Annotated in this window: 25 protein-coding genes; 9 read left to right on the top strand and 16 right to left on the bottom strand. The window is 74.6% G+C overall.

From position 1 onward, the window contains the following. Window positions 1-37: 37 nt before the first annotated feature. Window positions 38-844: a nitrilase-related carbon-nitrogen hydrolase gene (locus ATL31_RS08455; RefSeq protein WP_101395377.1), complete on the bottom strand. Its 807-nt coding sequence runs from the start codon at window positions 842-844 to the stop codon at window positions 38-40. Window positions 845-876: 32 nt separating this feature from the next. Further along, window positions 877-2,898: a bifunctional copper resistance protein CopD/cytochrome c oxidase assembly protein gene (locus ATL31_RS08460; RefSeq protein WP_101395378.1), complete on the bottom strand. Its 2,022-nt coding sequence runs from the start codon at window positions 2,896-2,898 to the stop codon at window positions 877-879. A gap of 27 nt (window positions 2,899-2,925) precedes the next feature. Between ATL31_RS08460 and ATL31_RS08465 the strand changes: the two genes are divergently transcribed. From ATL31_RS08465 to ATL31_RS08480, 4 genes are all read left to right on the top strand, one after another. Beyond that, window positions 2,926-3,774, top strand: a complete 849-nt coding sequence (locus ATL31_RS08465) for a maleylpyruvate isomerase family mycothiol-dependent enzyme (protein ID WP_101395379.1) — start codon at window positions 2,926-2,928, stop codon at window positions 3,772-3,774. Between the two features lie 10 nt (window positions 3,775-3,784). Beyond that, window positions 3,785-4,261 carry an SRPBCC family protein gene (locus ATL31_RS08470; RefSeq protein WP_101395380.1) on the top strand — a complete coding sequence of 159 codons (477 nt, stop codon included), beginning with the start codon at window positions 3,785-3,787 and terminating at the stop codon, window positions 4,259-4,261. A gap of 86 nt (window positions 4,262-4,347) precedes the next feature. Next, window positions 4,348-4,818, top strand: coding sequence for a MarR family winged helix-turn-helix transcriptional regulator (locus tag ATL31_RS08475; RefSeq protein WP_101395381.1), 471 nt, complete (start codon window positions 4,348-4,350; stop codon window positions 4,816-4,818). After that, window positions 4,815-6,728, top strand: a complete 1,914-nt coding sequence (locus ATL31_RS08480) for an MDR family MFS transporter (protein WP_101395382.1) — start codon at window positions 4,815-4,817, stop codon at window positions 6,726-6,728. The genes ATL31_RS08475 and ATL31_RS08480 overlap by 4 nt, the downstream gene beginning before the upstream one ends. Window positions 6,729-6,816: 88 nt before the next feature. Here the strand turns inward: ATL31_RS08480 and ATL31_RS08485 are convergent, their stop codons facing one another. Together ATL31_RS08485 and ATL31_RS08490 are read right to left on the bottom strand one after the other, a co-directional pair. Then, window positions 6,817-8,028: an MFS transporter gene (locus ATL31_RS08485; protein WP_101395383.1), complete on the bottom strand. Its 1,212-nt coding sequence runs from the start codon at window positions 8,026-8,028 to the stop codon at window positions 6,817-6,819. Between the two features lie 129 nt (window positions 8,029-8,157). Continuing rightward, entirely contained in the window at window positions 8,158-9,360 is a 1,203-nt protein-coding gene (locus ATL31_RS08490; protein ID WP_101395384.1) for an acyl-CoA dehydrogenase family protein, read from the bottom strand. Between the two features lie 60 nt (window positions 9,361-9,420). On the opposite strand from ATL31_RS08490, the gene ATL31_RS08495 reads away from it, so the two are divergent. Then, window positions 9,421-10,377: a DMT family transporter gene (locus tag ATL31_RS08495; RefSeq protein ID WP_101395385.1), complete on the top strand. Its 957-nt coding sequence runs from the start codon at window positions 9,421-9,423 to the stop codon at window positions 10,375-10,377. A 58-nt stretch (window positions 10,378-10,435) separates the two neighbouring features. Here the strand turns inward: ATL31_RS08495 and ATL31_RS08500 are convergent, their stop codons facing one another. Genes ATL31_RS08500 through pdhA form a run of 4 tightly spaced genes read right to left on the bottom strand, consistent with a single transcriptional unit; the run spans window position 10,436 to window position 15,501 of the window. Then, window positions 10,436-11,896, bottom strand: coding sequence for a Rossmann-fold NAD(P)-binding domain-containing protein (locus tag ATL31_RS08500; protein WP_101395386.1), 1,461 nt, complete (start codon window positions 11,894-11,896; stop codon window positions 10,436-10,438). Window positions 11,897-11,899: 3 nt separating this feature from the next. Next, a complete protein-coding gene (locus ATL31_RS08505; protein ID WP_101395387.1) occupies window positions 11,900-13,315 on the bottom strand; it encodes a dihydrolipoamide acetyltransferase family protein in 1,416 nt (471 codons plus the stop codon). Window positions 13,316-13,330: 15 nt separating this feature from the next. After that, window positions 13,331-14,308 (bottom strand): alpha-ketoacid dehydrogenase subunit beta, encoded by a 978-nt coding sequence (locus tag ATL31_RS08510; protein WP_101395388.1) that lies wholly within the window; start codon window positions 14,306-14,308, stop codon window positions 13,331-13,333. Next, a complete protein-coding gene (pdhA, locus tag ATL31_RS08515) occupies window positions 14,308-15,501 on the bottom strand; it encodes a pyruvate dehydrogenase (acetyl-transferring) E1 component subunit alpha (protein WP_425440325.1) in 1,194 nt (397 codons plus the stop codon). The genes ATL31_RS08510 and pdhA overlap by 1 nt, the downstream gene beginning before the upstream one ends. Window positions 15,502-15,649: 148 nt before the next feature. Here pdhA and ATL31_RS16315 point away from each other — a divergent pair, with 148 nt between their 5' ends. After that, window positions 15,650-16,147 (top strand): hypothetical protein, encoded by a 498-nt coding sequence (locus ATL31_RS16315; protein ID WP_143598360.1) that lies wholly within the window; start codon window positions 15,650-15,652, stop codon window positions 16,145-16,147. A 7-nt stretch (window positions 16,148-16,154) separates the two neighbouring features. Here the strand turns inward: ATL31_RS16315 and ATL31_RS08525 are convergent, their stop codons facing one another. From ATL31_RS08525 to ATL31_RS08540, 4 genes are read right to left on the bottom strand one after another with little or no spacing between them, the layout of a single operon-like run. Beyond that, entirely contained in the window at window positions 16,155-16,565 is a 411-nt protein-coding gene (locus tag ATL31_RS08525) for a hypothetical protein (RefSeq protein WP_101395390.1), read from the bottom strand. Next, window positions 16,562-17,740 carry a molybdopterin-dependent oxidoreductase gene (locus tag ATL31_RS08530; RefSeq protein WP_101395391.1) on the bottom strand — a complete coding sequence of 393 codons (1,179 nt, stop codon included), beginning with the start codon at window positions 17,738-17,740 and terminating at the stop codon, window positions 16,562-16,564. The genes ATL31_RS08525 and ATL31_RS08530 overlap by 4 nt, the downstream gene beginning before the upstream one ends. Next, complete coding sequence (locus ATL31_RS08535; protein WP_101395392.1) at window positions 17,737-18,471, bottom strand: DUF2064 domain-containing protein; 735 nt, start codon at window positions 18,469-18,471, stop codon at window positions 17,737-17,739. Before ATL31_RS08535 ends, ATL31_RS08530 begins: the two co-directional genes overlap by 4 nt. Next, window positions 18,468-19,142 (bottom strand): glycosyltransferase family 2 protein, encoded by a 675-nt coding sequence (locus ATL31_RS08540; protein WP_101397409.1) that lies wholly within the window; start codon window positions 19,140-19,142, stop codon window positions 18,468-18,470. Before ATL31_RS08540 ends, ATL31_RS08535 begins: the two co-directional genes overlap by 4 nt. A gap of 125 nt (window positions 19,143-19,267) precedes the next feature. Here ATL31_RS08540 and ATL31_RS08545 point away from each other — a divergent pair, with 125 nt between their 5' ends. Continuing rightward, window positions 19,268-20,680, top strand: a complete 1,413-nt coding sequence (locus ATL31_RS08545; protein ID WP_211283992.1) for a hypothetical protein — start codon at window positions 19,268-19,270, stop codon at window positions 20,678-20,680. A gap of 31 nt (window positions 20,681-20,711) precedes the next feature. Here the strand turns inward: ATL31_RS08545 and ATL31_RS08550 are convergent, their stop codons facing one another. Together ATL31_RS08550 and hisC are read right to left on the bottom strand one after the other, a co-directional pair. After that, a complete protein-coding gene (locus ATL31_RS08550) occupies window positions 20,712-21,764 on the bottom strand; it encodes an NAD-dependent epimerase/dehydratase family protein (protein ID WP_101395393.1) in 1,053 nt (350 codons plus the stop codon). Window positions 21,765-21,817: 53 nt separating this feature from the next. Further along, window positions 21,818-22,939 carry a histidinol-phosphate transaminase gene (hisC, locus tag ATL31_RS08555; protein ID WP_101395394.1) on the bottom strand — a complete coding sequence of 374 codons (1,122 nt, stop codon included), beginning with the start codon at window positions 22,937-22,939 and terminating at the stop codon, window positions 21,818-21,820. 86 nt (window positions 22,940-23,025) lie between these two features. On the opposite strand from hisC, the gene ATL31_RS08560 reads away from it, so the two are divergent. Beyond that, window positions 23,026-23,409 (top strand): phage holin family protein, encoded by a 384-nt coding sequence (locus ATL31_RS08560; protein WP_245862662.1) that lies wholly within the window; start codon window positions 23,026-23,028, stop codon window positions 23,407-23,409. Between the two features lie 42 nt (window positions 23,410-23,451). Beyond that, a complete protein-coding gene (gene galE, locus ATL31_RS08565; RefSeq protein ID WP_101395396.1) occupies window positions 23,452-24,471 on the top strand; it encodes a UDP-glucose 4-epimerase GalE in 1,020 nt (339 codons plus the stop codon). Between the two features lie 149 nt (window positions 24,472-24,620). Here the strand turns inward: galE and ATL31_RS08570 are convergent, their stop codons facing one another. After that, window positions 24,621-25,058 (bottom strand): VOC family protein, encoded by a 438-nt coding sequence (locus ATL31_RS08570; protein WP_101395397.1) that lies wholly within the window; start codon window positions 25,056-25,058, stop codon window positions 24,621-24,623. Between the two features lie 10 nt (window positions 25,059-25,068). After that, the gene (locus tag ATL31_RS08575; protein WP_245862665.1) at window positions 25,069-25,455 is read right to left on the bottom strand and encodes a helix-turn-helix transcriptional regulator; all 387 of its coding nucleotides are present in this window, start codon (window positions 25,453-25,455) and stop codon (window positions 25,069-25,071) included. Window positions 25,456-25,578 lie beyond the last annotated feature (123 nt).

The following is a 25,578-nucleotide window of genomic DNA, read 5'->3' on the forward strand; positions in this document are numbered from 1 at the left end:
CCCCGTACTCTCGCACGCCGGCTTCCGGCGCCCGGCGTCAGAGGCGGCGGTCGGCCAGGACGGGGAAGGCCTCGCGGTAGGCGGTGGTGGCGGCGAGGTCGACGTCGACCGAGAGCACGGCCTCGTCGGCATGCGCGGCCTCGGCGACCACCTCGCCCGCGGCGGTGACGACCTGGCTGCGGCCGCCCATCGGGGTGCGGGCGTGGGTGCCGCCGGTGTTGACCTGCACGAGCACGGCCTGGTTCTCGACGGCGCGGGCGCGGCCCAGGAGCGTCCAGTGGCCGACCCGGGCGGCGGGCCAGGCGGCGGGGACCAGCAGGAGCTCGGCCCCGGCCTCCTGCTGGCGCCGGTACAGCTCGGGGAAGCGCAGGTCGTAGCAGGTCGAGAGGCCGGTGCGGACGGTGGTGTCGTCGCCCGCGGGGAGGTCGAGCACGACGACGTCCTCGCCGGCCTCCATCAGGCGGGGCTCGCCGGCGCCGAAGCCGAAGCGGTGGATCTTGCGGTAGGTGGCGAGGAGGGCGCCGTCGGCCGCGAACACCAGCGAGGTGTTGGCGAGGGTGTGGCCGTCGGGGCCGGGCTCCGGGAGACGTTCGACGAAGGAGCCGGCGTGCAGGGTGGCGCCGGCGGCGCGGGCGGCGTCGGCCATGGCCCGGGCCCAGGCGCCGTCGAGGGGCTGCGCGTCGCCGTCCCAGCGGCGGTAGCCGAAGCCGGTGGGGGCCCAGAGCTCGGGCAGCACGACGAGGTCGTAGCCGGCCTGTCCGGCGACCAGTGCGGCGACCCGGTCGACCCGGGCCGCGAACGGCTCGTCGTCACCGTAGGCGAGCTGGACCAGGGCGATGCGCATGCGGCCATCCTCCCGCATCCGACGGACGCGGGTCAGCCGAGGCGCTCGGCCTCGTCGCGCAGGCGGGCCAGGCGCTCGTTGTAGGCGATGAGCTCGGCGTCGCCGTCGCGGTGGGCCTGACGGTCCTGCCGGACGGCGTCGCGGGTCTCGCTGCGGAACCACTGCACCGCCACGACCACCGCCAGCACGAGCGTGGGCCCCTCGCCGACGCCCCAGGCGATCTCGCCCGCGGTGCGCTGGTCCGCCAGGGCGTCGGCGGACCACGGCAGCCCCAGCGCCTGGAAGAAGTCGGGCGCGAGCAGGCTCGAGGACCCCGTCAGCGCCACCCCGAAGAACGCGTGGAACGACACCGTCGCGAACAGGATGACCAGCAGCATCAGCGGCGACCAGCGCCGCGGGCCGGGGTCGATCCCGATCATCACCCACACGAACAGGTACCCGGTGAGCAGGAAGTGGGCCATCATCAACAGGTGCCCGGTGTGGGTGGTCAGGGCGATCTCGAACAGCCCCGTGTAGTAGAACGCCGCCAGACTGAAGAAGAACAGGGCCGCCGCCACGACCGGGTTCGACAGCACCCCCATCAGCCGGGAGTGCACCACCTGCAGGATGACCTCCCGCGGCCCCCACGTGCGGTCGGGCCGCGACGGCAGCGCCCGCAGGGCCAGGGTCAGCGGCGCGGCCGGCACCAGCAGCAGCGGCACCACCATCGCCACGACCATGTGCATCACCATGTGGGCGCTGAACAGCACCCGCCCCCAGATCCCGGGCGCCCCGCAGGTCGCCCACACGAACAGGGCCCAGCCGAGCACCCACATCACCACGCGCAGCAACGGCCACGCATCGCCGCGGCCGCGCAGGCGCCGCACCCCCGCCACGTACAGCCCCACCGCCAGGACCGCCACGGCGAGGAAGAGCCAGTCGAGGCGCCACGACAGCAGCCAGTCGGACGAGAGCACCGGACCGGGGTCGGGGTAGCCGGTGAGCTCGAGGACGCGGCTCGGGTCGGGGGCGGCGTCGGGCACCGGCGGCACGCTGCGCGCCAACACCGCCGCGAGCCCGGTCGCCACGCCCATCAGGGCGATCTCGCCGAGGGCCAGGCGGGTGAAGGCGCGCCCGTCGCCCGGGTCGTCGGCCAGCCGCCCGGCCAGGACCCTGCGCTGCTGCCACCCGAACATCCCGAGCAGCACCAGCGCCACCGACTTGCCGATGACCACCGCGCCGTAGCCGGTCGCGAGGCCGGCGACCGAGCCGAGCCGGATCCACGCCTGCAGCACCCCCGAGAGGGCCACTGCGGCGAAGGCCCAGGTGGCCAGCACCGAGAACCGCGCCACCGACGCACCCAGGTCGCGCCCGAGCCGCGGCCGGAGCACCACCAGCGCGATGAGCCCCCCCACCCAGACGACGACGCCCAGCAGGTGCACCGCCAGGCCGTTGACCGCGTCCTCGTGGCTGGCGGAGCCGGCCGCGTGCCCGGTGAGCGACTGCACGACCACGGCGAACAGCGCCAGGGCCGCCAGCCACGCCATCGGTGCCCGCCGCGAGGTCAGCGACGACCCCACGCTCACCACCAGCGCCAGGCCGGCCGAGATGAGCAGCACCCGCGTGGTCTCGAGCTCCCAGGCGAACGACACCAGCTGGTCGAGCAGCCCCGCGCCGGTGACCGGCGTGCCCGCGAGGTCGGCGAAGGTCAGCACCACCTCGAGCACGGCCGCCACGAACCAGACGGCGGCCACGCCGCCGGCCAGCCGGGCCGCGGTGCCTCGGCGGTCCGTACGGGTGCGCTCGGGCACCACGAAGGCCCCCAGCAGCAGCAGCCCGACCACGGTGACGGAGGTCAGCGTCGAGACGGCGTCGACGACCGGAACGCCCCAGCGCACGAACGGCCCGGGGTCGGCCAGCGCCAGTGGAGCCACCGCACCGGTGACGACGGCGGCCGGCACCAGCGCGACCAGCGCGGCCCCGAGCGCCACGGGGAGCGCTCGCAGCGAGACCGGCGCGGCGGGCGCCTCCGGCGACTCCACGGCGGCCGGCGGGGTGCTCTCGCGGACGGCCATGCCCACCAGCGTAGGTACTGTGGCGACATGTCGCTGCATCCCCCGGCGCCGACGGGCTTCGGCGAGACCGTCGACGCCTGGGCCCAGACCGTCCGCTCCGTCGTCGACCTCGGCCGCACCATGCGGCCCGAGCACGCCGGCCTCGCCACCGACTGCCCCGGCTGGACCGTGTTCGACCAGGTGGCGCACGTGGCCGGCGCCGAGTCGGCCATCGCGGGCGACCCCGTGCCCGACGTCGACGTGAGCCATCTCGCCCACGTCCGCCACGACTTCGGGGCCCGGATGGAGCGGCTCGTCGAGGCGCGCCGCGGGCGCCCCCTGCCGGACCTCCTCGAAGAGCTCGAGTGGCGCCTCGACGAGCGCCTCCATGCCTACCGCGCCGACGACGTGACGGGCGAGGAGGTGGTCGAGGGCCCCTTCGGCCCGACCCCCCTCGTCGACCTCGTCGCCCTGCGTACCTTCGACGTCTGGATGCACGAGCAGGACCTGCGCGAGGCCCTCGAGCGTCCCGGCGGCCTCGACACCCCCGCCGCCGCGCAGAGCGTGGCGCGCCTGTTCGCGGTGTTCCCGCGCATCGTCGCGCGCACCGCCGCGATCGAGCCCGGGAACGCCGTGGTCCTCGACCTCACCGGCCCCACCGTCGGCCGTACCGGCGCCCGGGTCGAGGACCACGACGGCGCGGCCGTGGGCATCCCGCTGTTCACCGGCGACGCCGACGAGCACGCCGACGTCGTCACCACGTCGCTGGCGATGTCGACCCGGGTGGCGATGCGCCTGGCCGGGGGCCGCCGGTCCCCCGACGACCTGCCCGTCACCGCCACCGGCGACGAGGGCGTCGCGCACCGCGTCCTGGCCGCCCTGGTCATCACCCCGTGACGCGGCCGCGATGACCAGCTTCTCGACCTCCACCCGCTCGGCCGCCACCGTGACCGCCTCCCCGGAGGCGGTGTGGGCCGCCATCACCGACCCCGACCAGGTCGCCCGGATGACGCCGTTCCTCTCGAAGGTCACCCCCTGCGGCGAGCACTGGGTGTGGGAGATGACCAAGGTGCCGGTCCTCGGCGCGAGCTTCTCGTTCACCTTCACCGAGCGGATGACCTTCGACGAGCCCCATCGGATGGAGTTCGTGCACGACCCCGCGGCCGCCACCAAGGAGGAGTCCGCCGGGGTCGAGGGCTGGTACGCCCTGACGCCCCGCGGCGAGGGCACCCGCCTCGAGACGTCGATGGCGATCACGGTCGACCTCCCCTTCCCGGGGCTCACGCGGCCCGCGGTCAGCGCGGCCATGAAGGGCGTGGTGACCGTGATGGGCCAGCGCTTCGCGCAGAACCTGCTGCACCACCTCGGCGCCCGCAGCGCCTGAGGACGGGTCACCCCAACCTTCGACAGCGGCGTCGGCCTCCGCCGGTTTAGTTGTATGCTGCACGCAAGTTTAGGAGAGGAGGCCCCATGCCCGACAGCATCACCACGCCCACGTCGGCGCTCGGCGACGAGCTCGTCCGCGTCGTCAAGCTCATGCACGTCGCCCGCCAGCGCGCACCCCGCCAGCACCCGCTGGTCGACCCGATGGCCTACCCCCTCCTGTTCACCATCAGCCGCGGCCCCAGCCGCGTCTCCGAGCTGGCCGAGGCGGTGCACGCCGACGTCTCGACGGTGAGCCGCCAGGTCAGCACCCTGGTCGACCACGGCTTCGTCTCGCGCGAGGCCGACCCCGACGACGGCCGGGCCCAGGTCCTGGCCGTCACCACCGAGGGCGAGGACCTCCTCCTCGCCCTGCGCGAGAACCGCGAGCGCTGGCTCCAGGGCCTGCTCGCCGACTGGAGCGACGACGACGTCCGCTCCCTCACCACCTGGCTCGCCCGCCTGCGCGGCGACCTGGAAGCCTCCTTCACCACCACGACCGGCAGGACCGACCGATGACCCAGAACCCTCGCCACGCCGCTCCCGGCGGGCCCTCCCTCCACGCCGACGCGCCACCGTCCGGCCGGCACTCGGCCGATGGCGCCGCGACCGGCGCCCGCCACTCCGGCGGCGCCACCGCCGTCGTGCCCGACGGCCCCGAGGGCGCCCTCACGCACCGCCAGATCGTCACCATCCTCATCGCCCTGATGGCCGGGATGTTCCTCGCGGCCCTCGACCAGACGATCGTCGCCACCGCCATCCGCACCATCGCCGACGACCTCAAGGGCCTCGACCACCAGGCTTGGGCGACAACGGCCTACCTCATCACCTCGACCATCGTCACGCCGCTCTACGGCAAGCTCGGCGACATCTACGGCCGCAAGAAGCTGTTCGTCGCGGCCATCTCGATCTTCGTCGTGGGCTCGGTGCTGTGCACCCTCTCGACGTCGATGACCGGCCTGGCGTTCTTCCGCGCCTTCCAGGGCCTGGGCGCCGGCGGTCTCTTCTCGCTCGCGCTGGCCATCATCGGCGACATCGTCCCGGCCCGCGAGCGCGCCAAGTACCAGGGCTACTTCCTGGCGGTCTTCGGCACCTCCTCGGTGCTCGGCCCGGTCATCGGCGGGTTCTTCGCCGGCACCGACTCGATCCTCGGGGTCACCGGCTGGCGCTGGGTCTTCCTGGTGAACGTGCCGATCGGCATCGTCGCCCTCGCGCTGGTCACCAAGACCCTGCACCTGCGCCACCAGCGCCTCGACCACCGCATCGACTGGCTGGGGGCCGCGCTGCTCTCGGTCTCGCTCGTGCCGCTGCTGCTCGTCGCCGAGCAGGGCCGCGAGTGGGGCTGGGGCTCGGGTCGCTCGATCGCCGCCTACGTCGTCGGCGCCATCGCCGCCGTGCTGTTCGTCCTCCAGGAGAGCCGGATGGGCGACGAGGCGATCCTGCCGCTGAAGATCTTCCGCAACCGCACCGTCGGGGTGTCCTCGGCCGCCTCGATCATCATCGGCATGGGGATGTTCGGCGGCCTGGCCGCACTGCCCCTCTACCTCCAGATCGTCAAGGGGGCCTCGCCCACCGAGGCCGGGCTGCTGCTCCTGCCGCTGACGCTCGGGATCATGACCGGCTCCATCACGTCGGGCCAGATCATCTCGCGCACCGGCCAGTACCGGCTCTTCCCGGTCAGCGGCGCCGTGCTGCTCACCGGTTCGCTGTTCGCGCTCCACTACACCGCCTTCGACACCCCGCTGTGGCAGACGATGGTCATCATGGTGTTCTTCGGCCTGGGGCTGGGCTTCAACTTCCAGCCGCTGACCCTGGCGGTGCAGAACGCCGTGCCGCCGCAGCAGATCGGCGTCGCCACCTCGACGGCCACCTTCACCCGGCAGATCGGCGGCACCATCGGCACCGCCGTGTTCCTGACGGTGCTGTTCTCCCTCGTTCCCGACCGCATCACCTCGGCCTTCAAGACCGTGGCACCCACCACCGAGTTCCAGACCGCCCTGCGCGACCCGGCCAACGCGGCCTTCGCCCAGCAGCTGCAGCAGAGCCAGGCCGGGGGTTCGGCCGCCGCCGCCAGCGGCGTCCTCCAGGACAGCTCGTTCCTCAACGGGCTCGACCCCGCCCTCGCCAAGCCCTTCCTCATGGGCTTCTCGGAGGCGATGGACACCGTGTTCCTCGTCGGCTCGATCGTGATGGTGCTGGCCGTGTTCGTCCTGGTCTTCCTCCCCCAGGTCGAGCTGCGCAAGGGCTCGAACTACAACGCCCGCTCCGGCGGCGCCAGGCCCGAGGGCGAGCAGGCCGGCGGGGCGTCGCCCGAGGCCCGGCCCGAGCCGGCCGGCGCCCACCGCACCGAGGCCGCTGCCGGCACCTCGGGGCGGACCGACGTCGGGCGCACCGGCCCGGGCGTCACCGAGCCCAGCCCGGCGGGCTGACCACCGGCGCGCCCGTCCCGCAGCACGCCCGAAGGACCCCGCCCTCATCCGGAGGGCGGGGTCCTTCGCCGTCAGCGGCCGGTGACCGTCAGGCGGCGGAGGGCAGGCGGCGGGCCGCCTCGGCCCGGCCCAGCCCCCGGTAGCGCACCGCCACGATCGCGGCGGCCAGCGCGCCCGCGACGACCGGCACCAGGTAGGCCTGCTGGGGCCCGAACGTCTCGACCGCCCAGCCGGCGACGACCGAGCCGGCCGAGATGCCGATGAGGATGCCGGTGACCGCCACGGCCAGGCCCTCGGTCAGCAACCCCGCCGGCACCAGGCGCTGCGCCAGCGAGAGGCTGGTGATGAGCATCGGCGCCGTCGCCGAGCCGGCCACCAGCATCACGGCCGCGAGCTGCCAGGTGCTCTGCACGAACAGCGCGGGGATCTCGAGCACGACCATCGCGGTGGCGGCCAGCAGCAGGCGCCGGGTGAGGGTGGAGCGGACGGCCCGCGCGCCGACCACGATGCCGGCCACCGTCGAGCCGACCGCGAACAGCCCCAGCACCAGGCTCGAGAGGCTCTTGTCCCCCTGCGCGTCGGCGAAGGCCACGGCGATGACCTCGTTGGCGCCGAAGATCATCCCGGTGAGCACCAGGGCCCCGGCGACGACCGCGAGCCCCGGCCGGCGGATGGCCAGGCCCGCGGGGCGGTCGGCGTGCGACACCACGGGGGGCTCGGTGGCGCGCGCCGAGAGGAAGCTGACGACCCCGACCGTGAAGAGCACCTCGGCCAGGATCAGGCCGGCCTCGGGGAACCACAGCGTCGAGACCAGCACGGCCAGCACCGGGCCGACGACGAACGAGGCCTCGTCGGCCACCTGCTCGAACGACATCGCGGTGTGCAGGCTGTCGGGGTCGTCGCGGAAGATGTGCGCCCAGCGGGCTCGCGACATCGGGCCGGGCTCGGGCAGGACGGCGCTCAGCCCGTAGAGCGCGAAGAGGGTCCACACCGGCGCGCCGAACCCGGAGACGAGGGCCACGCCCATCCCCGTCGTGGCCGAGAGGACCACGAACGGCAGCGCCACCTTCCGCTGCCCGTGCCGGTCGATGAGCCGGCCGAGCACCGGCCCGGCCACCGCCAGGACGGCCAGCCCGACGGCCGAGACCGCGCCGGCGAGCCCGTAGGAGCCCTGCCGGCTGCTGACCATGACGACGACGGCGACACCGAACATCGCACCCCCGACCCGGGAGAACATGGTGCCGGCGATGAACGCCAGGGCGCCGGGGACGCGGAACAGGGGCAGGTAGGCCGACAGCACGGGGAGGCTCGCTCATCGAGAAACCGCCGGGCACCCGAACGGGCCCGGCGGTGGGAGGGACGGAGGATCTCCTCCATCATCCTCCGCGGGCGGGCGCCCGCCAAACGAACTGCCGCGGGCCCGCCGGCCTCAGCGGAAGGCCGACTCCCCCGTGAGGGTCTGGCCGATGACCAGGGTGTGCATCTCGACGGTGCCCTCGTAGGTGAGCACCGACTCGAGGTTGTTGGCGTGCCGCATCACGGGGTACTCACCGCTGATGCCGTTGCCGCCGAGGATGGTGCGGGCCGTGCGGCAGATCTCGATGGCCTTGGTGACGTTGTTGTACTTGCCGACCGACACCTGCTCGGGGCGCAGGCCGACCGTGTCCTTGCGGCGGCCGAGGTGCAGGGCCAGCAGCCGCCCCAGCTGGAGCTCGGTCGACATGTGCGCGAGCTTGGCCTGGGTCAGCTGGAAGCCGGCGATGGGCCGGTCGAACTGGGTCCGCTCCATCGAGTAGCGCCGGGCGGCGTCGAGGGCGGTGCGGGCCGCGCCCAGGCATCCCCAGACGATGCCGTAGCGCGCCTCCGAGAGGCAGGACAGCGGGCCCTTGAGCCCCGTGACGTCGGGCAGGACGGCCCCGGCCGGCAGGCGCACCCCGGCCAGGCTGAGCTCGGCCGTGACCGAGGCCCGCAGCGACATCTTGTTCTTCAGCTCGTGGGCCTCGAAGCCGGGGGTGTCGGTGGGGACGACGAAGCCGCGGATGCCGCCGTTCTCCTCGCCGGCGTTGGCCCAGACGACGGCCACATCGGCGATCGAGCCGTTGGTGATCCACATCTTGGAGCCGTCGAGCACCCAGTCGTCGCCGTCGCGGCGGGCCCGGGTGCGCATCGAGCCGGGATCGGAGCCGTGGTCGGGCTCGGTCAGGCCGAAGCAGCCGATGGCCTCGCCGGCCGCCATCCTCGGCAGCCACTCCTGCTTCTGCTCCTCGCTGCCGAACGCGTGGATGGCGTACATCGCGAGGCTGCCCTGCACCGACACCAGCGAGCGGATGCCCGAGTCGCTGGCCTCGAGCTCGAGGCACGCCAGCCCGTAGTCGACCGCGGACATCCCGGCGCAGCCGTAGCCCTCGAGGTGCATCCCGAGCAGGCCGACCTTGCCGAACTCCTTCGCGAGCTCGCGCGCGACGGGCAGGTCGCCCTGCTCGTACCACTGCACGACGTGGGGCTCGACGAGGTCGTCGCACACCTGGCGCACGGTGGCGCGGATCGCGCGCTCCTCGTCGGTGAGCATCGAGTCGACGTCGATGATGTCGAGCGGATCGGAGGGGCGCTTCGGCATCGTCGACGAGCTCATGAGGGCCATCATGCCCTTGACGGCGGGAACACGACGAGCGAAGGGCGGGTTGGGGCGGGCATGGTCTCGACGACGAGCACGGCGAGCACGACAGCCCCTGCCCACGGTGCGCTCCCCCTGCTCCCGGCCGTCGCGTTCGTCGTGGTCTGGTGCTCGGGCTACATCGCGGGGCCGGCCGGGGTGCGGGCCATCGACCCGTTCACGGTCCTGACCCTGCGCTTCCTCCTCGCCAGTGTCGTGATGGCCGGGCTGGCGCGCTGGCTGCGCGGGCCGCTGCGCATCCCCGGGCCGGTGCTGCGCCGCATCGCGCTGGTCGGCCTGATGATGAACGGCGTCGTCTTCGCGCTGATGTACCTCGCGTTCGCCGAGGGGATGGGGGCCACGCTCGGCGCGCTGCTGCACTCGCTGAGCCCGGTGCTGACCGCGCTGCTGGCCGGCGTGGTGCTCGGCGAGCGGCTGACCCGGCTCCAGGTGCTGGGGTTCGTGCTGGGGGTGGTGGGGGTGCTGGTGGTGCTGGGGCCCGACGTCGACCAGGCGGGCGGGCCGCTGGGCGTCGTGCTGGGATTGCTGAGCCTGGTCGGGCTGAGCCTCGGGACGCTGGGGCAGCGGTGGTACGCCGCCGACGAGCGCCACGAGGCCCCCGACCCGCTGTGGGCCGCCACCGTGCAGTTCGCCGTGTGCGTGCCGCCGCTGGCCGTGCTGGCCCTGGCGCTCGAGGGCGTGCGCACGGTGCACGACCCGCTGCCCGGGGCCCTGGCCGTGCTGTGGATGGCCCTGGTCAACTCCGTGGCGGGGCTGTTGCTGCTGGGGCTGCTGGTCCGGCGGGGCGGGGCCGGGGCGTCGGCGAGCCTGTTCTTCGTCTGCCCGCCGGTGACGGCCCTGATGGCGTGGGCCGCGTTCGGCGACACCCTCGACGCGCGCGAGGTGGTCGGCATCGTCGTGGCCGTGGTCGGCGTGGCCATCGCGACGGGGGTGTTCCGGCGGTCTCCTGCTCTGCCCCTCCCCGAACGTGTGTGAAGAACGTCGACATAGCGACGTTCTTCACACACGTTCCGGGTGGCTCCGGGGGGTGGGTTCAGCGGGCGGATGCGCCGCCGAGCAGGGCCGCCAGGCCGAGGGCGCTACGGGGGGCGTAGGCGCACCGCCACAGCCCCCCGTGGGCGGCCGCCTGCGCCTCGTCCTGCCACGGGTGGTCCTGCGCGGCCGGGCGCGCCATCAGGTCGTGCACCAGCAGCGCGGCCATCAGGGTGTTGGCGGTGCCGGGCTCGAAGACCTCGACGCCGAAGCGGTGGGCCCCCGAGTAGGCCGCGGCCAGGGCGCGGTTCCTGACCACCGAGCGGGTGCGGGTGGGCGGGGCCACCTTGAACGACACCGTCGCGCCGGACGCCCGGGCCGTCGTGGCGCGCCAGCGCTGGATGCGCTTGGCCAGCAGGTAGTTCGGGCCCTGTTGGAGCACGACCGAGTCGTTGATGCCGGGGTCGACGCCGGGCACGTAGTTGCGGCGCAGCAGGCGGCCCCCCGACAGCGTGCGCAGCGGGACCCGTAGCACCTTCGAGGTACGGCGCTGCGCGTAGTTCTCGGTGGCGGCGGCCACGGCCTCGGCCGGGACGGCGAACACGTCGGTGGGGGTCGCGAGGAACGACAGCGCGGTGTCGGTGCGGTGGCGGCGCACCTCGTCGGTGAGGGCGTCGACCGCGGTGCTGACCCGCACGTTGGTGGCGCCGTCGGCGTACACGTAGTTGCCGAGGACGAGCGGCCCGTCGAGGCCGCCGACCCACGAGGTCGCCAGCGGCAGGTCGTGCAGCAGGTCAAGGCCGGCCCGCTGGGCGAGGTCGCCGTCGCCCACCGCCACCGGCAGGACCAGGCGGCCGGCCAGGTCGCGGGTGTCGTCGAGGAGGCGCGACCACAGGTCGGGGCGGGGGAGGTCGACGGCGGCCACCGTGGCTCCCCACCGCAGCAGCGAGCGCAGCGGCCCCATCTCGGCGGCCGCGCCGAGCACCACCACGGTGCGGCCCTCGAGACGCAGCCACTCGGGGTTCTCGAGGACGGCCGTGACGGCCTCGCGCAGGGCGGGCTCGACGATGCCGCCCGCGACCCAGGCGTCGAGCCGGCGGCGCAGGTCGTCACCGGCCAGACGCCGCCCCTGGTAGGGGATGGTCAGCGCGGTGTCGGGCTCGGCGCCCCCGGCGAGCACCTCGTACGTGTGTGTGGGGTGCGGCGCCCCGGCGGCGCCGGCCACGGCGGCCGAGAGGGGGAGGTCGTCGCCGCCGCCAGGGCTCCACCGCATCCGGTCGTGGACGGAGGCGAGGCCGGCCTCGGCGATGGACCGCGCGTCGCCGTAGCTGGGGAGGCCGGCCTCGACCAGGCGGCGGAAGTGGCCGAGATAGCCACTGCGCCAGTTGGTCTCGCGCGCGGCCGCGGCCGAACCCACGGGGTCGACCGGGAGCAGGGCGTCGGCCACGACCGCCCGGCCGGTGGCGGAGGTCGAGCGGCGCCCCCCGACCTCAGGGAAGACGACCCCGCGCTCCCCGGCCATCCGTCAGCCCCAGACCAGGCCGCGGGCCGGGTCGGCCAGGACGGCGGCGACGTCGGCGAGGAAACGGGAGCCGAGCTCGCCGTCGACGAGGCGGTGGTCGAAGCTCAGCGCCAGCGTGGTGACCCAGCGGGGCTCGATGCGCTCGTCGGCGCCGGTGCCCACGACCCACGGGCGGCGGGTCACCGAGCCGAACGCCAGGATGGCCGCCTCGCCCGGGTTGAGGATCGGGGTGCCCGCGTCGACCCCGAAGACGCCGACGTTGGTGATGGTGATGGTGCCGCCGGCCATGTCGGCCGGCGGGGTGCGTCCCTCGCGGGCGGTGGCGGTGAGGGCGCCGATCGCCTCGGCGAGCTCGCGCATCGTCATCCGGTCGGCCGCCTTGACGTTGGGCACGACCAGCCCGCGCGGGGTGGCGGCGGCGATGCCGAGGTTGACGTCGTGCTTGAGCACGATCTCCTGGGCCGCCTCGTCCCAGCTGGCGTTGATGTCGGGGTGGCGGCGGGCGACGACGCACATCGCCTTGGCCAGCACCAGCAGCGGGGTGACCTTGACGTCGCGGAACTCCTTGTCGCGCTTGAGCTTCTCGACGAGGTCCATGGTGGCGGTGACGTCGACGGTGACCCACTCGGTGACGTGCGGTGCGGTGAAGGCCGAGGCCACCATTGCCTGGGCCGTCATCCTGCGCACCCCCTTGACCGGGATGCGGGTCTCCCCACCGGCAGCGGGGCCCGGGGCCGGGGCGCCGGTGCCGCCGGCAGCGGCGGCCTCGACGTCGCTGCGGGTGACGATGCCGCCCTCACCGGTGGGGGTGACGGCGGACAGGTCGACCCCGAGGTCCTTGGCCAGCTTGCGCACCGGGGGCTTGGCCAGGGGGCGCCCGCTGGCGGCCCCGGGGGACGACGGCTCCGGTCCCTGACGTGACCCGTCCGACGGTCCGGGGACGGGGGCCGGGGTCGGCTCGGGGGTGCGTTCGCCCTTGCGGGGGCGGCGCTTGGCCTCGGTCTGCTTCACGCCGTAGCCGACGAGCACGGCGGTGCGCCCGGTGGACGTCGTGCCGCCGATCAGCCCCTCGGCGATCTCGGCCTCGGGCGCGGCGGCGGGGGCCCCCGGCGCCTCCTGAGACCTGACGGTCGACTCGGGGACGGGGGTGGCGGCCGCGGGGGCGGAAGCGCCCCCGACGCCGTCGTCGATGGTGATGATCGGGGTGCCGACCTCGACGGTGTCGCCCTCGGCGACGTGCAGCGCCGAGACCGTGCCGGCGAACGGCACCGGCAGCTCGACCAGCGACTTGGCCGTCTCGATCTCGACGACGACGTCGTTGACCCTGACGGTGTCGCCGACGGCGACGTGCCAGGTGACGATGTCGGCCTCGGTCAGGCCTTCACCGGGGTCGGGGAGCTTGAACTCACGAAGAGCCATCTGCGGCAGGGCCTTTCAGTACGCGAGGGAGCGGTCGACGGCATCGAGGACCCGGTCGAGGTCGGGGAGGAACTCCTCCTCGACCCGGCTCGGCGGGTACGGCACGTTGTAGCCGCCGACCCGCAGCACCGGGGCCTCGAGGTGGTGGAAGGCCTCCTCGGTGACCATGGCCGAGATCTCGGCGCCGAGGCCGAGGAAGGTCGACGCCTCGTGGACCACCACGGCCCGCCCGGTCTTGCGCACCGACGCCAGCACGGCCTCGCCGTCGAGGGGCGAGAGCGAGCGCAGGTCGACGACCTCGAGCGACCGGCCCTCCTCCTGGGCGGCCTCGGCCGCCTGGAGGCAGGTCTTGACCATGGGGCCGTAGGCGAAGAGCGACACGTCGGTGCCCTCGCGCAGCACCCGCGCGGTGCCGAGGGCGCCGTCCGGGCCGTCGCCGACCTCGCCCTTGTCCCAGTAGCGCCGTTTCGGCTCGTAGAACACCACCGGGTCGTCGCTGGCGATCGCCTGCTGGATCATCCAGTGCGCGTCGTGCGGGTTCGAACACGCCACGACCCGAAGGCCCGCGGTGTGCGCGAAGTAGGCCTCGTTGCTCTCGCTGTGGTGCTCGACGGCCCCGATGCCGCCGCCGAACGGGATGCGGATGACGAGCGGCATCGACACGTACCCCAGCGAGCGGGCGCGGAGCTTGGCGACCTGGCTGACGATGTGGTCGAAGGCGGGGTAGACGAAGCCGTCGAACTGGATCTCGACGACCGGGCGGTAGCCCCGCAGCGCCATCCCGATGGCGGTGCCGAGGATGCCGGCCTCCGCGAGCGGGGTGTCGATGACGCGATCCTCGCCGAAGTCCTTCTGCAGGCCCTCGGTGACCCGGAAGACCCCGCCGAGCTTGCCGATGTCCTCGCCCATCAGGACGACCTTGGGGTCCCGCTCCATCGCGGCCCGCAGCCCCGAGGTGATGCCCTTGGCGAGCGTGAGCGTGGTGGCGGCCATCAGCGGACCTCCTCGAAGGAGGCGTGGTAGGCCTCGAACGCAGCCTTCTCGCGCGCCGTGACGGGGTGCGGGTCGGCGTAGACGTGGTCGAACATCGACGACGCGTCGGGGTCTGGCATCGCCAGGCAGCGCTCGCGCACCGAGGTGCCGAGCTCGTCGGCCTCGGCCTCGACGGCGTCGAAGAAGCCCGCGTCCGCCCGCTCCGTGGTGAGCAGCCAGCGCTTGTACCGCTCGATGGGGTCGCGGTGCTTCCAGACCTCGACCTCGGCGCTGACGCGGTACTTGGTGGGGTCGTCGGAGGTGGTGTGTGCCCCCATCCGGTACGTGAAGGCCTCGACGAAGGTGGGGCCCTGGCCGGTGCGGGCGGCGTCGAGAGCCTGCTTGGTGACGGCGTAGACCGCCAGCACGTCGTTGCCGTCGACCCGGATGCCGGGGAAGCCGAAGCCGCGGGCCCGGTGCCACAGCGGGGCGCGGGACTGCTTCTCGTTGGGCTCGGAGATGGCCCACTGGTTGTTCTGGCAGAAGAAGACGACCGGGCTGTTGTTGACCCCCGCGAAGACCAGCGCCTCGGAGACGTCGCCCTGCGAGGTGGCGCCGTCGCCGAAGTACGCGATGACGGCGGTGTCGCGCTGCTCGTCGCCGGTGCCGACGTCGCCGTCGCGCTGGACGCCCATCGCGTAGCCGGTGGCGTGCAGGGTCTGGGCGCCGATGATGATCGTGTAGAGGTGGAAGTTCTTCTCGTTGGGGTCCCAGCCGCCGTGGTTGACGCCGCGGAACATCCCCAGCAGGTTCACCGGGTCGACGCCGCGGCACCAGGCGACGCCGTGCTCGCGGTAGGTCGGGAAGGCGTAGTCCTGGCGCCGCATCGCGCGGCCGGAGCCGACCTGGGCGGCCTCCTGGCCGAGCAGGCTGGCCCAGAGGCCGAGCTCGCCCTGGCGCTGGAGCGCGGTGGCCTCGGCGTCGAAGCGGCGGACCAGGACGAGGTCGCGGTAGAGGCCACGCAGGGCCTCGTCGGACAGCTCGTCGACGATGGCGTCGAGCTCGGCGTGCGGTACACGCTCGCCCTCGGGGGTCAGCAGCTGGACCATCTCGGGGCCGCCCTCGTGGGCGGGGCGCTCGGGGGCGTCGGCCCGCGTGACGTGGTGCTGCACGCCGTACGCGGTCTCGAGCGGGGCGACGTCGCTGTCGCTCACGGGGCACTCCTTCTCCGGCCCCGGGGTGACGGGGCCCGAACGGGGGGTCGTCGTGCACGCCCTGCTGGGTGTGGCGCGCGGGCACGGCCGGTGTCGGGCTTACCGTACCCGGCGCGCGGGCCGTGCCGGGAGCGGGCAGGCTGGGGGGATGAGCACCGCACGCCGAGCCCGCCCCCTCACGACCGCAGGGTTCGCTCTCGGGGCCGCCCTGGCGCTCCTGGCCGGGTGCAGCGGAGGGGACCCCCAGCCGGTCGCGACGTCGACGGCACCCTCCCCCACGGCGTCGTCGGCCACCCCCACCGCCACCCCGTCGGCCACCCCCACGGCCGGTGCCTCGCCGACCTCCGCCGACCCGTCCGCCCCGGCCCCCACGGCCTCGGCGCCGACCGTCGCGCCGTCGGCCGCCGGCACCGCGGCGGCCCGCGGCATCCCGCGGACCCTGGAGCTCGAGGTGACCTCGGTGGCGTCGGGCTGTGTCTACGCCTCGCCCCCCGGCACCGAGCAGCTCTACGCCCTGCGCGGCCGGTTGCCGGCGGTGGCCCCGGGCGACCTGCTGACCGTGTCGGGCGCGGCCGACGACACCGCCTACACGCACTGCCCCGACGGCCGCCCGTTCCTGGTCAGCACGGCCACCCGCACCGGCTGAGGTCGGCTCAGGGCCGCGCGGGGCCGGCGCGGCGGCGGCGCCCGGCCACGACGGCAGTGACGACGACGGCCAGCGCGACGACCGCGAGGTAGCCGGACCAGTACGGCCGGTCGAGCAGCGTCGGGTTGTCGTACCGTGCGCCGAAGCGGCCCAGCACCGGCACGGCCACCAGGGTGAGCGGCCCCAGCACGACGAGCAGCCCGACCAGCGGCGCTCGCAGCCACGCCGGGGCGCGCGACGCCGCAAGTGCCCCCAGCACCACGACCAGCGGCGCGAGCACACCGTCGTGCAGCACGATGCCACCGACCGCCCACACCAGCACGGCCGGCAGCCGCGGCCCGAGATCGGCCAGCAGCACCATCCCCCACGCCAGGGCCACCAGCCCGACGGACCCCAGGGCGACGCGGACGGCCTTCACTCCCACATCACCTCGACCCGTGCGAGCCACTTGGTCTGGAGCACGCCGGGGCGGGCGGGGGCGATGAGGCGGCACGGGAAGCCGTGGTCCGGATGCAGCGGCTCGCCGGCCAGGGTGAGCGCCACGAGCGAGTCGTCCAGGCCGACCCAGGCAGCCGGCAGCGTGCTGGTGCGGTAGCCACCGCGGGGCTGCAGCGAGGTGAAGGCGACATCGCGGTCGGTGCCGCCGCCGACCAGCGCCACGAGGTCGCGCACCCGCACCCCGCGCCACGTGCCGCCGGCGCTCCAGCCCTCGACGCAGGCGATGGGCAGCACGGCCTCGGTCTGGGGCATCCCGCGCAGGTCGTCCAGCGAGAGCTCGAGGGTGCGCGCCGGCCCCGCGACGGTGAGCCGCCAGGCGGGGTCCGCCAACAGGTCGACGACGTCGGCGCCGATGGCGCTGCGGTTGATCGGCACGCCCTGCGGCCCCTCGCCCGAGCGCACGGCCAGGACCGCGAGGCGGCGCACCCCGGGGACCTCGGCCGCGGTGGTCGCCACCACGGCCAGCGCCGCCGACAGCCAGGTGGTGCGCAGCAGCGTCCGGCGCGAGGGCGCGCCCTCGCGAGCGGGCCGGGTCTCGACCGGTGCCCCGAAGGCCCGGCGCACGACCGGCAGCTTGACTGCGACGTGCAGCAGGACCGAGCCGATGGCGACCCAGGCCAGGGCGAAGTGGGCGCTGATGAAGTCGAACGACCAGGGGTACCACTGGGCGCTGTTGGCCAGCCCGGTGACGAGCTGGAACACCGCCGCGCCGACCAGGAGCGCGATCGAGCCCTTCTCGAGCAGGGCGAGCACCAGCCGGCGCGGCGCGAAGGACGGGCGCTCGAAGAAGCGTGGGAAGACCGACCAGAGCTTCACCAGCAGCAACGGCACCGCGGCCGTCCCCGCCGCCACGTGCAGACCCTGGGTCACCTGGTAGAGCCGGGCCGGGCCGGTGAGCAGCGGCACCCATGGCGAGGGATGCTGGAGGTAGTGGCTGTACAGCCCGGTCAGGAAGCAGACCCCGAAGGCGACGCCGAGCCAGACGCCGAGGCGGGCGGTGGTGCGCGGCCCCCGCAGCTCGCTGCCGAAGTCCTCGGGGTGGGGGATGCGTGCGTCGATGCGGGCGGCGAGGCCGGCCAGCTGACGGTCGCTCATGCCCGGCGCTCCTCGACCTCCGCCCCTGGGTACAGGGCCCGGGTGCCAGCGTACCTGCGCCACAGGACGGCGAACCCGGTGTCGGGAGCGGCGGCGGCCACGTGGTGGGCGTCGTCGACGTGGTCCACGTCGCGCAGGGCCGGGCCCACCACGGCGCGATGCCCGGCGCCGGCGAGCGCCGCGGCCGTCAGGCGGCCGGTGTCGGTGCGGCTCATCGGGACGCCCGAGAGCACCTCGGCCTGCTCGGGGTGGGTCGTGACCAGCACCCACCAGCCGCCGTCGTCGGCCGGGCCGAGCACCGGGGCGTCGTGCGTGTCGGACAGCCCGGCCACCTCGTGCAGGAGGGCGGCGGTGACCTGCGGGGTGTCCATGCCGACCTGCACCACCGGGCCACCCGCCAGCCGGTGCGCCTCCCGGTGGCCGTGGACCAGCCGGTCGCCGAAACCCCGACCGTGCTGCTGCAGGACCAGCCAGCCGGCGGCGGCCCGGCGCAGCTCGTCGGGGCGGGCCCCCGCGGCCAGGTCGCCGGCCAGCGCCAGCACCCGCCGGTCGGGCGGGTAGGCCGTGGCGCCGGCGGCCAGGGTGTCGAGGAGGGCGGCGGCGGCCAGATCGGCGGCAGCGGCCTCGCCCACCCCCACCGCGAGCCGGGTCTTGACCTGCCCGGCCACGGGGGCCTTGGCCATCACGAGCACGCTGCCGCCCGTGGCGCGCCCGGCACTCCGCCCGCTCATCGCAGCCCGTACTGCGCCAGGACGGCGGCGAAGTCACGCCCGGCGCGCAGGGTGCCGGTGACCGATCCCGACACCTTCGAGCGGGTGCCCTCGGCCCGCGGGTGGTAGGTGATGTCGCGCTCGGTGAAGGTCCAGCCGGCGCGCTGGGCGCGCACCAGCAGCTCGACCGGGTAGCCGAAGCGCCGGTCGAGGACGCCGAGGTCGAGCAGGTCCTGGCGGCGGCAGACCCGCATCGGTGCGATGTCGCGCACCGGCAGCCCGGTGCTGCGCCGCAGCCACGCCAGCACGGCGGCGTTGCCGGCCCGGGCGTGCCACGGCCACACCCCGGGGCGCGAGGGGCGGCGGCGCCCGCAGGCCATCGTGGCGCGCCCGGAGCGCACGTCGTCGAGCAGGGGCAGGACGTCGCGCGGGTCCATCGAGCCGTCGCCGTCTAGCACCGCCACGTACTCGGCGGTCGCGGCCTCAACACCGGCGTGCACGGCCGCGCCGTAGCCCGGCGTCGCCTCGTGCACCACCGTCGCGCCGTGGGCCCGCGCCACCTCCGCGGTGTCGTCGGTGGAGCCGTTGTCGACCACGACGACGTGCATCCCGTCGGGGACGAGGGCGAAGACCCCGGGCAACGCCGCGGCCTCGTCCCGGCACGGCAGCACGAGGTCGCAGGTGGCAGTCACGACGAGCCACACTAGGCGCTCACGGGGGCCGCCCCGGCCGACGGTGCAGGTGGGCCCGGTCACGCACGAGGCTCCCGGAGGGGGCAACGCACTCCGCGACCGGGTCGACCGGGCATCCTGGGGTGATGGCGACGCCCCCGACGACGACGCGACCCGCCGACGACGCCGGGGCGCTCGACGGGGCGGGCCGCCGGGCGTGGTGGGGCCTCGCGGTGGGGGTCCTCGTCGTCGCCGCCGCGATGCTGGTGCCGCCGGTCTTCGACGTCGTGGTCAAGGCGGGCCGCGCCGCCCCGCTGATCGGCGACTGGGACCTGCGCGTCGGACCGAGCAGCATCGTCGCGCTCGCCCTGGTCGTGCTGGCCGCGCGGCCCGGGGTGCTCGCCCGGCTCGAGCGCCTCACCTGGCGCCAGCTGCTGGCGCTGTCGTGGCTCGTCTCCGTCGTCTGGATGGTGTCGCTGGCCCTGGTCGACGGCCCGACCGGGCTCGGCAAGCACCTCGAGCACGGCACCGAGTACCTCGGCAGCGCCCGGGCCGCCGACGACGTGGGCGAGATGCTGCGCGTCTACATCTCGCGCATCCCGCTCGACAGCGCGCACCACTGGCCCGTCCACCTGGCCGGCCACCCGCCGGGCGCGGTGCTGATGTTCGTCGGGCTCGACCGCATCGGGCTGGGGTCGTGGCAGGCGGCCGGCGCCGTCGTCGTGCTCGTCGCCGGTACCGTGCCCGCCGCGGTGGCCGTCACCCTCGACCGCCTGGGGGCCCGCGCCGCCGCCCGCCGCGTGCTCCCGTTCCTGGTCCTGGCGCCCACGGCCGTCCTGATGGCGGTCTCGGCCGACGCCCTCTTCGCCGCCACCGTCGCGTGGGGGATGGCCGCGCAGGCGGCGGCCGGCGCGGCGACGGCCTGGCGGCGGCCGGCCCTCGCAGTGGTCGCCGGGCTGCTCCTCGGCTGGTGCCTCCTGGAGTCCTACGGCCTCGGCCTGGTCGCGCTGCTGGCGGTGGCCGTGCTGATGGCCACCGGTGGCGCCTGGCGCCCGCGCCTGGTCGTCGGGGCGCTCGCGGCCGGCACGGCCCTGCTGCTGGTGCTGCTCTTCGCCCGCCTCGGCTTCGCCTGGTGGGACGCCTACCCGGTGCTGCACGACCGCTACTGGGACCCGCGCGACCTCGCCAGCAAGCGGCCGTTCTGGTACTGGTCGTTCGCCAACCTGGGGTCGCTGTTCCTGGCCGCCGGGTGGCTGCTGCCGGCGGCGCTGGGCGCGGCCTCGGTGCCGGTCGCGCGGCTGCGCACGGCGGCCGGGCGGGCCCGGGCCGAGGGCTGGGAGCGGGTCGTCGCCCCCCTCGTGGTGGCCGGCGTCGCCATGGTGCTGGCCGCCGACCTGTCGCGGATGAGCAAGGCCGAGGTCGAGCGCATCTGGCTGCCCTTCATGCCGTGGATGCTGCTGGCCGTGCTCTGGCTCCCCCCGCGCTGGCGGCGCTGGGGCCTGGTCGGCCAGGGCGTGCTGGCCCTGGCGCTCCAGCACGCCGTCAAGACGGTCTGGTAGCCCGCGCGGTCGCCCGCCCGGCGCGAGCGGGTCAGGCGCGCAGCGGCGCGGTGGCGAACGCGGCCAGCCCCTCGTCGGGGGTCACCTGCGCGGTGAAGCCGATCTCGGCCGCGGCCCGTGCCGGGGAGGCCACGATGTGGCGCACGTCGCCGATGCGGTACTGCCCGGTGACGGTCGGCTCGACGTCGCGGCCCGACCCGTGGGCCACGGCCCGCGCCACGTCGGCGATGGCGATGGGGTGCCCCGAGGCCACGTTGTAGGCGCGGTGGGTCCCGAGGTCGGCGGCGACCGCGGCCCGCGCGGCGGCCAGGTTGGCCCGTGCCACGTCGTCGACGTGCACGAAGTCGCGCATCTGGCGGCCGTCCTCGTAGACCGTCGGCGGCTCGCCGCGCTCGAGCGAGGAGCGGAACATGGCCGCCACCCCGGAGTAGGGGGTGTCGCGCGGCATCCCGGGCCCGTAGACGTTGTGGTAGCGCAGCGACACCGCCGCGCCGGGCGCCTGGCGGCTCCACGCGGCGGCGTAGTGCTCCTGCGCGACCTTGCTGGCGGCGTAGCTCGAGCGGGGGTCGAGCGGGGCGTCCTCGTCGACCAGCGCCCAGTCGAGCGGGCCTCCGCAGACGGGGCACGGGTCGTCGAACGCGCCGCCGTCGAGGTCCTCGGGGGTGCGTGGGCCGGGGCTCTGCGGGCCGTGGTCCGGGCAGGTGTAGCGGCCCTCGCCGTAGACGACCATCGACGACGCCTGCACGAACCGGTCGACCCCCTCGGCGTGCATCGCGGCCAGCACGGCCGCGGTGCCCAGGTCGTTGTGCCCGGCGTAGAGGGGCAGGTCGGCGGCGGTGACCCCCGCCCCCACCATCGCGGCCAGGTGCACCACCACGTCCACCCCCTGGAACAGGTCGCCCCATGCCCCGGCCTCGCGGACGTCGAGCACGTGCACCCCGGGCGGCGGGTCGGCCCGGGTCGCGGCGGCGTGGGCCTCGGGGATGAGCAGGTCGACGGCGATCACCTCGTGGCCGTCGGTGACGAGCTCGCGCCAGGTCGCCGTGCCGATGAAGCCGGCCGCGCCGGTGAGGAGGATGCGCATCCGGCCATCCTGCCGTGCGGGGACGGCCGCCCCGACGCGCGGGTCGCGTCCGGTCAGCCCCGGCGCGCGGCCAGGAACCGCCCGGCGACCTCGACCAGGCGGTCGTTGGCCTCGGGCTCGGCGACGGTGGCCCGGACGCCGTCGGTGCCGTAGGGCCGCACGGTGAGGCCCTCGTCGTCGCAGGCCTGCGCGAAGGCGGCGGTGTCGTCACCCAGCCCGAACCACACGAAGTTGGCCTGCTGGTCGGGGATGTCCCAGCCCTGCTCGCGCAGCGCCGCCACGACCCGCTCGCGCTCGGCCACGAGCTCCTTGACCCGTACGTCGAGCTCGTCGGAGGCCTCGAGCGAGGCGATCGCCGCGGCCTGGGCCAGGCTGTTGACGCCGAACGGCAGGGCGGCCTTGCGCAGCGCGGCGGCCACCGGCTCGTGCGCCACGGCGTAGCCGACCCGGAGGCCGGCCAGCCCGTAGGCCTTCGAGAAGGTGCGCAGCACGACGACGTTGGGGCGGGCCTCGTGCACGGCCAGGGCGTCGGGCGCGTCGGGGTCGTCGACGAACTCGAGGTAGGCCTCGTCGAGGACGACCAGGACGTCGCTCGGCACCCGGTCGAGGAACGCGTCGAGCTCGGCGGCACCGACCGTGGTGCCGGTGGGGTTGTTGGGCGTGCAGACCAGGACCAGCCGGGTGCGGTCGGTGACCGCCGCGGCCATCGCGTCGAGGTCGTGCCGGTCGCCGGGGCCGAGCGGCACCATCACCGGCCGCGCCCCCGCCATCGTGGTGAGGATGGGGTAGGCCTCGAACGAGCGCCAGGCGAAGAGCACCTCGTCGCCGTCGTCGCAGGTGGCCCGGATCAGCTGGTCGAGCACGCCCACCGAGCCCGGCCCGGTCGAGATGCGCTCGGCCGGGACGCCGAGCCGCTCGGCCAGGGCCGCCGTGAGGGCGGTGACCGCCATGTCGGGGTAGCGGTTGACAGCGGTCGCCGCCTCGCGCAGCACGTCGAGCACCGAGGGGAGCGGCGGGAACGGGTTCTCGTTGCTGCTGATCTTGTAGGCGACCAGCCCCTCACGCACGGTGGCCGGGCGCCCCGGGGTGTAGGCGGGCAGGGCGTCCAGCGCGGCGCGCAGGCGTACCGGGAGCGGTGTCGGCGGCGCGGCGTCGGTGGCGCGGTCGTCGGTCATGTCGCCCACTCTAGGACCGGGCGCACCGGCCCCTCCCGGGCGACGTCCTCGCCGGGGCCGGGCCCGCGTGCCAGACTGGCGGGGTGATGAACTTCCTGATCCGGGTCGGCATCAACGCCGTCGCGCTCTGGGTGGCGGCCCTGGTCGTGCCGGGCATCGACCTCGCCGAGGACAGCTCGACGTGGACGAGCAAGACCGTCACGGTGGTGCTGGTGGCGCTGGTCTTCGGGCTCGTCAACGCCGTCATCAAGCCGATCGCGAAGTTCTTCTCCTTCCCCTTCATCGTGCTCACGCTGGGCCTGTTCACCTTCGTGGTCAACGCGTTCATGCTGCAGATCACCGAGTGGGTCGGCGGCGCCATCGGGCTCTCGTTCTCGATCCAGCACTTCTTCTGGGACGCCGTCCTGGCCGCGGTCGTCATCACGCTGGTCTCGTGGGTGCTCAGCGTCGTCCTCCCCGAGGCGGACTGATCCCACGGGGCGGCGCCCCGGGGCGGCACTAGGGTCGAGGCCATGCGCGTCCTCGTCTCCGGCGGAGCCGGCTACATCGGGTCCCACACCGTCGTCCAGCTCGTGGCCGCGGGGTACGACGTCGTGGTCGTCGACTCCTTCGCGAACGCCAAGCCCACCGTCGTCGGGCGGATCGAGGGGCTCACCGGGCAGCCCCTCGACGTGCGCTCCTTCGACCTCACCGACCACGACAAGACCGAGCACCTCTTCGCCGACGAGCGGTTCGACGCCGTCATCCACTTCGCGGGGTTCAAGGCGGTGGGCGAGAGTGTCGAGCAGCCCCTGGAGTACTACGAGAACAACCTGGGCTCGACCTTCTCGCTGGTGCGCGCGATGCGGCGCCACGGGGTGCGCCGGCTGGTGTTCTCGTCGTCCGCGACCGTCTACGGGGCCGAGGCGCCGGTGCCGATGCACGAGGACCTGCCCACCTCGGCGACCAACCCGTACGGCTGGACCAAGGTGATGCAGGAGCAGGTGCTGCGTGACGTCGCCGCCGCGGACCCCACGTGGCGGATCGCGCTGCTGCGCTACTTCAACCCCGTGGGCGCGCACCCCAGCGGCACCATCGGCGAGGACCCGTCGGGGCCCCCGAACAACCTGATGCCCTACATCGCGCAGGTCGCGGTCGGGCGGCGCGAGCAGCTGGCCGTCTTCGGCGACAACTACGACACCCCCGACGGCACCGGGGTGCGCGACTACATCCACGTCGACGACCTCGCGGCCGGCCACATCGCGGCGCTGCGCCGCCTGGGCGAGACCACGGAGCCGGTGTCGACCTGGAACCTCGGCACCGGGCACGGCACGTCGGTGCTCGAGCTGCTGCACGCGTTCGAGCGGGCCTGCGGGCACGAGCTGCCCTACCGGGTGATCGACCGGCGCCCGGGCGACGTCGCCGCCTCCTACGCTGACCCGACGCGCGCCGAGGCCGAGCTGGGCTGGCGGGCGACCCGCACCGTCGACGACATGTGCGCCGACACCTGGCGCTGGCAGTCGCAGAACCCGCACGGCTACCCCGACGCCTGACCCGCGCCCGCCGGGGCCCCTCGGCTTTTCGGGGTGACCCCGAAAAGTGCACCGGACAAGGGTTGCGAGGCGAGGTCTGGTGCAGGAGGTCTTGTGTCGAGGCGCCCGGGTCCCGCGCTCAGCGCTGCACCCGGCGCCCGGCCCCGCGCTCAGCCCCGGTCGAGCCGCTGGTTGAAGCGCAGCATGTTCCCCGCCGGGTCGCGGAAGGCACAGTCGCGCACCCCGTAGAACTGGTCCTGCGGCTCCTGGAGCACCTCGCCGCCGGCCGCCACCACGTGCTCGAACAGGGCGTCGACGTCGTCGCACTGGAAGATCAGCGGGTTCATGAGCCCCTTGGCCAGCAGCGTGTCCATCGCCTCGCGGTCGGCGGCGCTGCTGCCCGGGTAGACGCCGACCGACTGCAGGGTGATCTCGAGCTCGGGCTGGGTCGGCGTGGCCAGGCTCAGCCAGCGGAAGTCGCCGTTGGTCACGTCCTGGGTCACGGTGAAGCCCAGCACGTCGCGGTAGAAGGCCATCGCCGTGTCGTGGTCGTCGACCACGAGGAAGCAGTTGCGGACGGCGAGCGAGGCGGTGGGTGAGGTCGTCATGCCGACGACGCTAGGCCCGCACCCCGGCGCGGCGCTTCTCCGAACCTGACCGGGTGCCCGCCGGCCGGTCGGCGAGCTTGCCGACGCACGGCGGGATGACGGCCGCCGCCCCGTGCGCCCGGGCCCGGTACTCGCTCGGGGTGACGCCCAGCAGTGCCGTGAACCGTGTCGAGAACGACCCCAGCGAGGTACAGCCCACCGCCATGCACGCGTCGGTGACCGACACGTCGCCGTGCCGCAGCAGGGCCGCGGCCCGCTCGATGCGGCGGGTCATCAGGTGCTGGTAGGGCGTCTCGTCGTAGGCCTCGCGGAACATGCGGTGGAAGTGCCCCGGCGACATCAGGGCCTCGGCCGCGAGCGCCGGCACGTCGAGCGGCTGGGCGTAGTCGCGGTCCATCCGGTCGCGGGCGCGGCGGAGGCGCACGAGGTCGTCGCGGTGCACCCGGCCAGTCTGGCACCGGGATGCCGCGGGCCGCCGACCGTGCGGCGGATCACGAGAGGCCGGCTGGCGTCCCATCTA

Source organism: Phycicoccus duodecadis (assembly GCF_002846495.1).
In the GTDB taxonomy this organism is placed as follows: Bacteria; Actinomycetota; Actinomycetes; order Actinomycetales; family Dermatophilaceae; genus Phycicoccus; species Phycicoccus duodecadis.

Coding starts and splice junctions, on each gene's coding strand:
- ATL31_RS08510 (WP_101395388.1), bottom strand. CDS start 14,308: ATGGCCGCCACCACGCTCACGCTCGCCAAGGGCATCACCTCGGGGCTG.
- ATL31_RS08530 (WP_101395391.1), bottom strand. CDS start 17,740: ATGAGCGACCGTCAGCTGGCCGGCCTCGCCGCCCGCATCGACGCACGC.
- ATL31_RS08465 (WP_101395379.1), top strand. CDS start 2,926: ATGTCGCTGCATCCCCCGGCGCCGACGGGCTTCGGCGAGACCGTCGAC.
- ATL31_RS08550 (WP_101395393.1), bottom strand. CDS start 21,764: ATGCGCATCCTCCTCACCGGCGCGGCCGGCTTCATCGGCACGGCGACC.
- hisC (WP_101395394.1), bottom strand. CDS start 22,939: ATGACCGACGACCGCGCCACCGACGCCGCGCCGCCGACACCGCTCCCG.
- ATL31_RS08505 (WP_101395387.1), bottom strand. CDS start 13,315: ATGGCTCTTCGTGAGTTCAAGCTCCCCGACCCCGGTGAAGGCCTGACC.
- ATL31_RS08570 (WP_101395397.1), bottom strand. CDS start 25,058: ATGACGACCTCACCCACCGCCTCGCTCGCCGTCCGCAACTGCTTCCTC.
- ATL31_RS08535 (WP_101395392.1), bottom strand. CDS start 18,471: ATGAGCGGGCGGAGTGCCGGGCGCGCCACGGGCGGCAGCGTGCTCGTG.
- ATL31_RS08475 (WP_101395381.1), top strand. CDS start 4,348: ATGCCCGACAGCATCACCACGCCCACGTCGGCGCTCGGCGACGAGCTC.
- ATL31_RS08500 (WP_101395386.1), bottom strand. CDS start 11,896: ATGGCCGGGGAGCGCGGGGTCGTCTTCCCTGAGGTCGGGGGGCGCCGC.
- ATL31_RS08470 (WP_101395380.1), top strand. CDS start 3,785: ATGACCAGCTTCTCGACCTCCACCCGCTCGGCCGCCACCGTGACCGCC.
- ATL31_RS08560 (WP_245862662.1), top strand. CDS start 23,026: ATGAACTTCCTGATCCGGGTCGGCATCAACGCCGTCGCGCTCTGGGTG.
- ATL31_RS08460 (WP_101395378.1), bottom strand. CDS start 2,898: ATGGCCGTCCGCGAGAGCACCCCGCCGGCCGCCGTGGAGTCGCCGGAG.
- ATL31_RS08575 (WP_245862665.1), bottom strand. CDS start 25,455: ATGGACCGCGACTACGCCCAGCCGCTCGACGTGCCGGCGCTCGCGGCC.
- ATL31_RS08490 (WP_101395384.1), bottom strand. CDS start 9,360: ATGAGCTCGTCGACGATGCCGAAGCGCCCCTCCGATCCGCTCGACATC.
- ATL31_RS08455 (WP_101395377.1), bottom strand. CDS start 844: ATGCGCATCGCCCTGGTCCAGCTCGCCTACGGTGACGACGAGCCGTTC.
- ATL31_RS08545 (WP_211283992.1), top strand. CDS start 19,268: ATGGCGACGCCCCCGACGACGACGCGACCCGCCGACGACGCCGGGGCG.
- galE (WP_101395396.1), top strand. CDS start 23,452: ATGCGCGTCCTCGTCTCCGGCGGAGCCGGCTACATCGGGTCCCACACC.
- ATL31_RS08495 (WP_101395385.1), top strand. CDS start 9,421: ATGGTCTCGACGACGAGCACGGCGAGCACGACAGCCCCTGCCCACGGT.
- ATL31_RS16315 (WP_143598360.1), top strand. CDS start 15,650: ATGAGCACCGCACGCCGAGCCCGCCCCCTCACGACCGCAGGGTTCGCT.
- ATL31_RS08480 (WP_101395382.1), top strand. CDS start 4,815: ATGACCCAGAACCCTCGCCACGCCGCTCCCGGCGGGCCCTCCCTCCAC.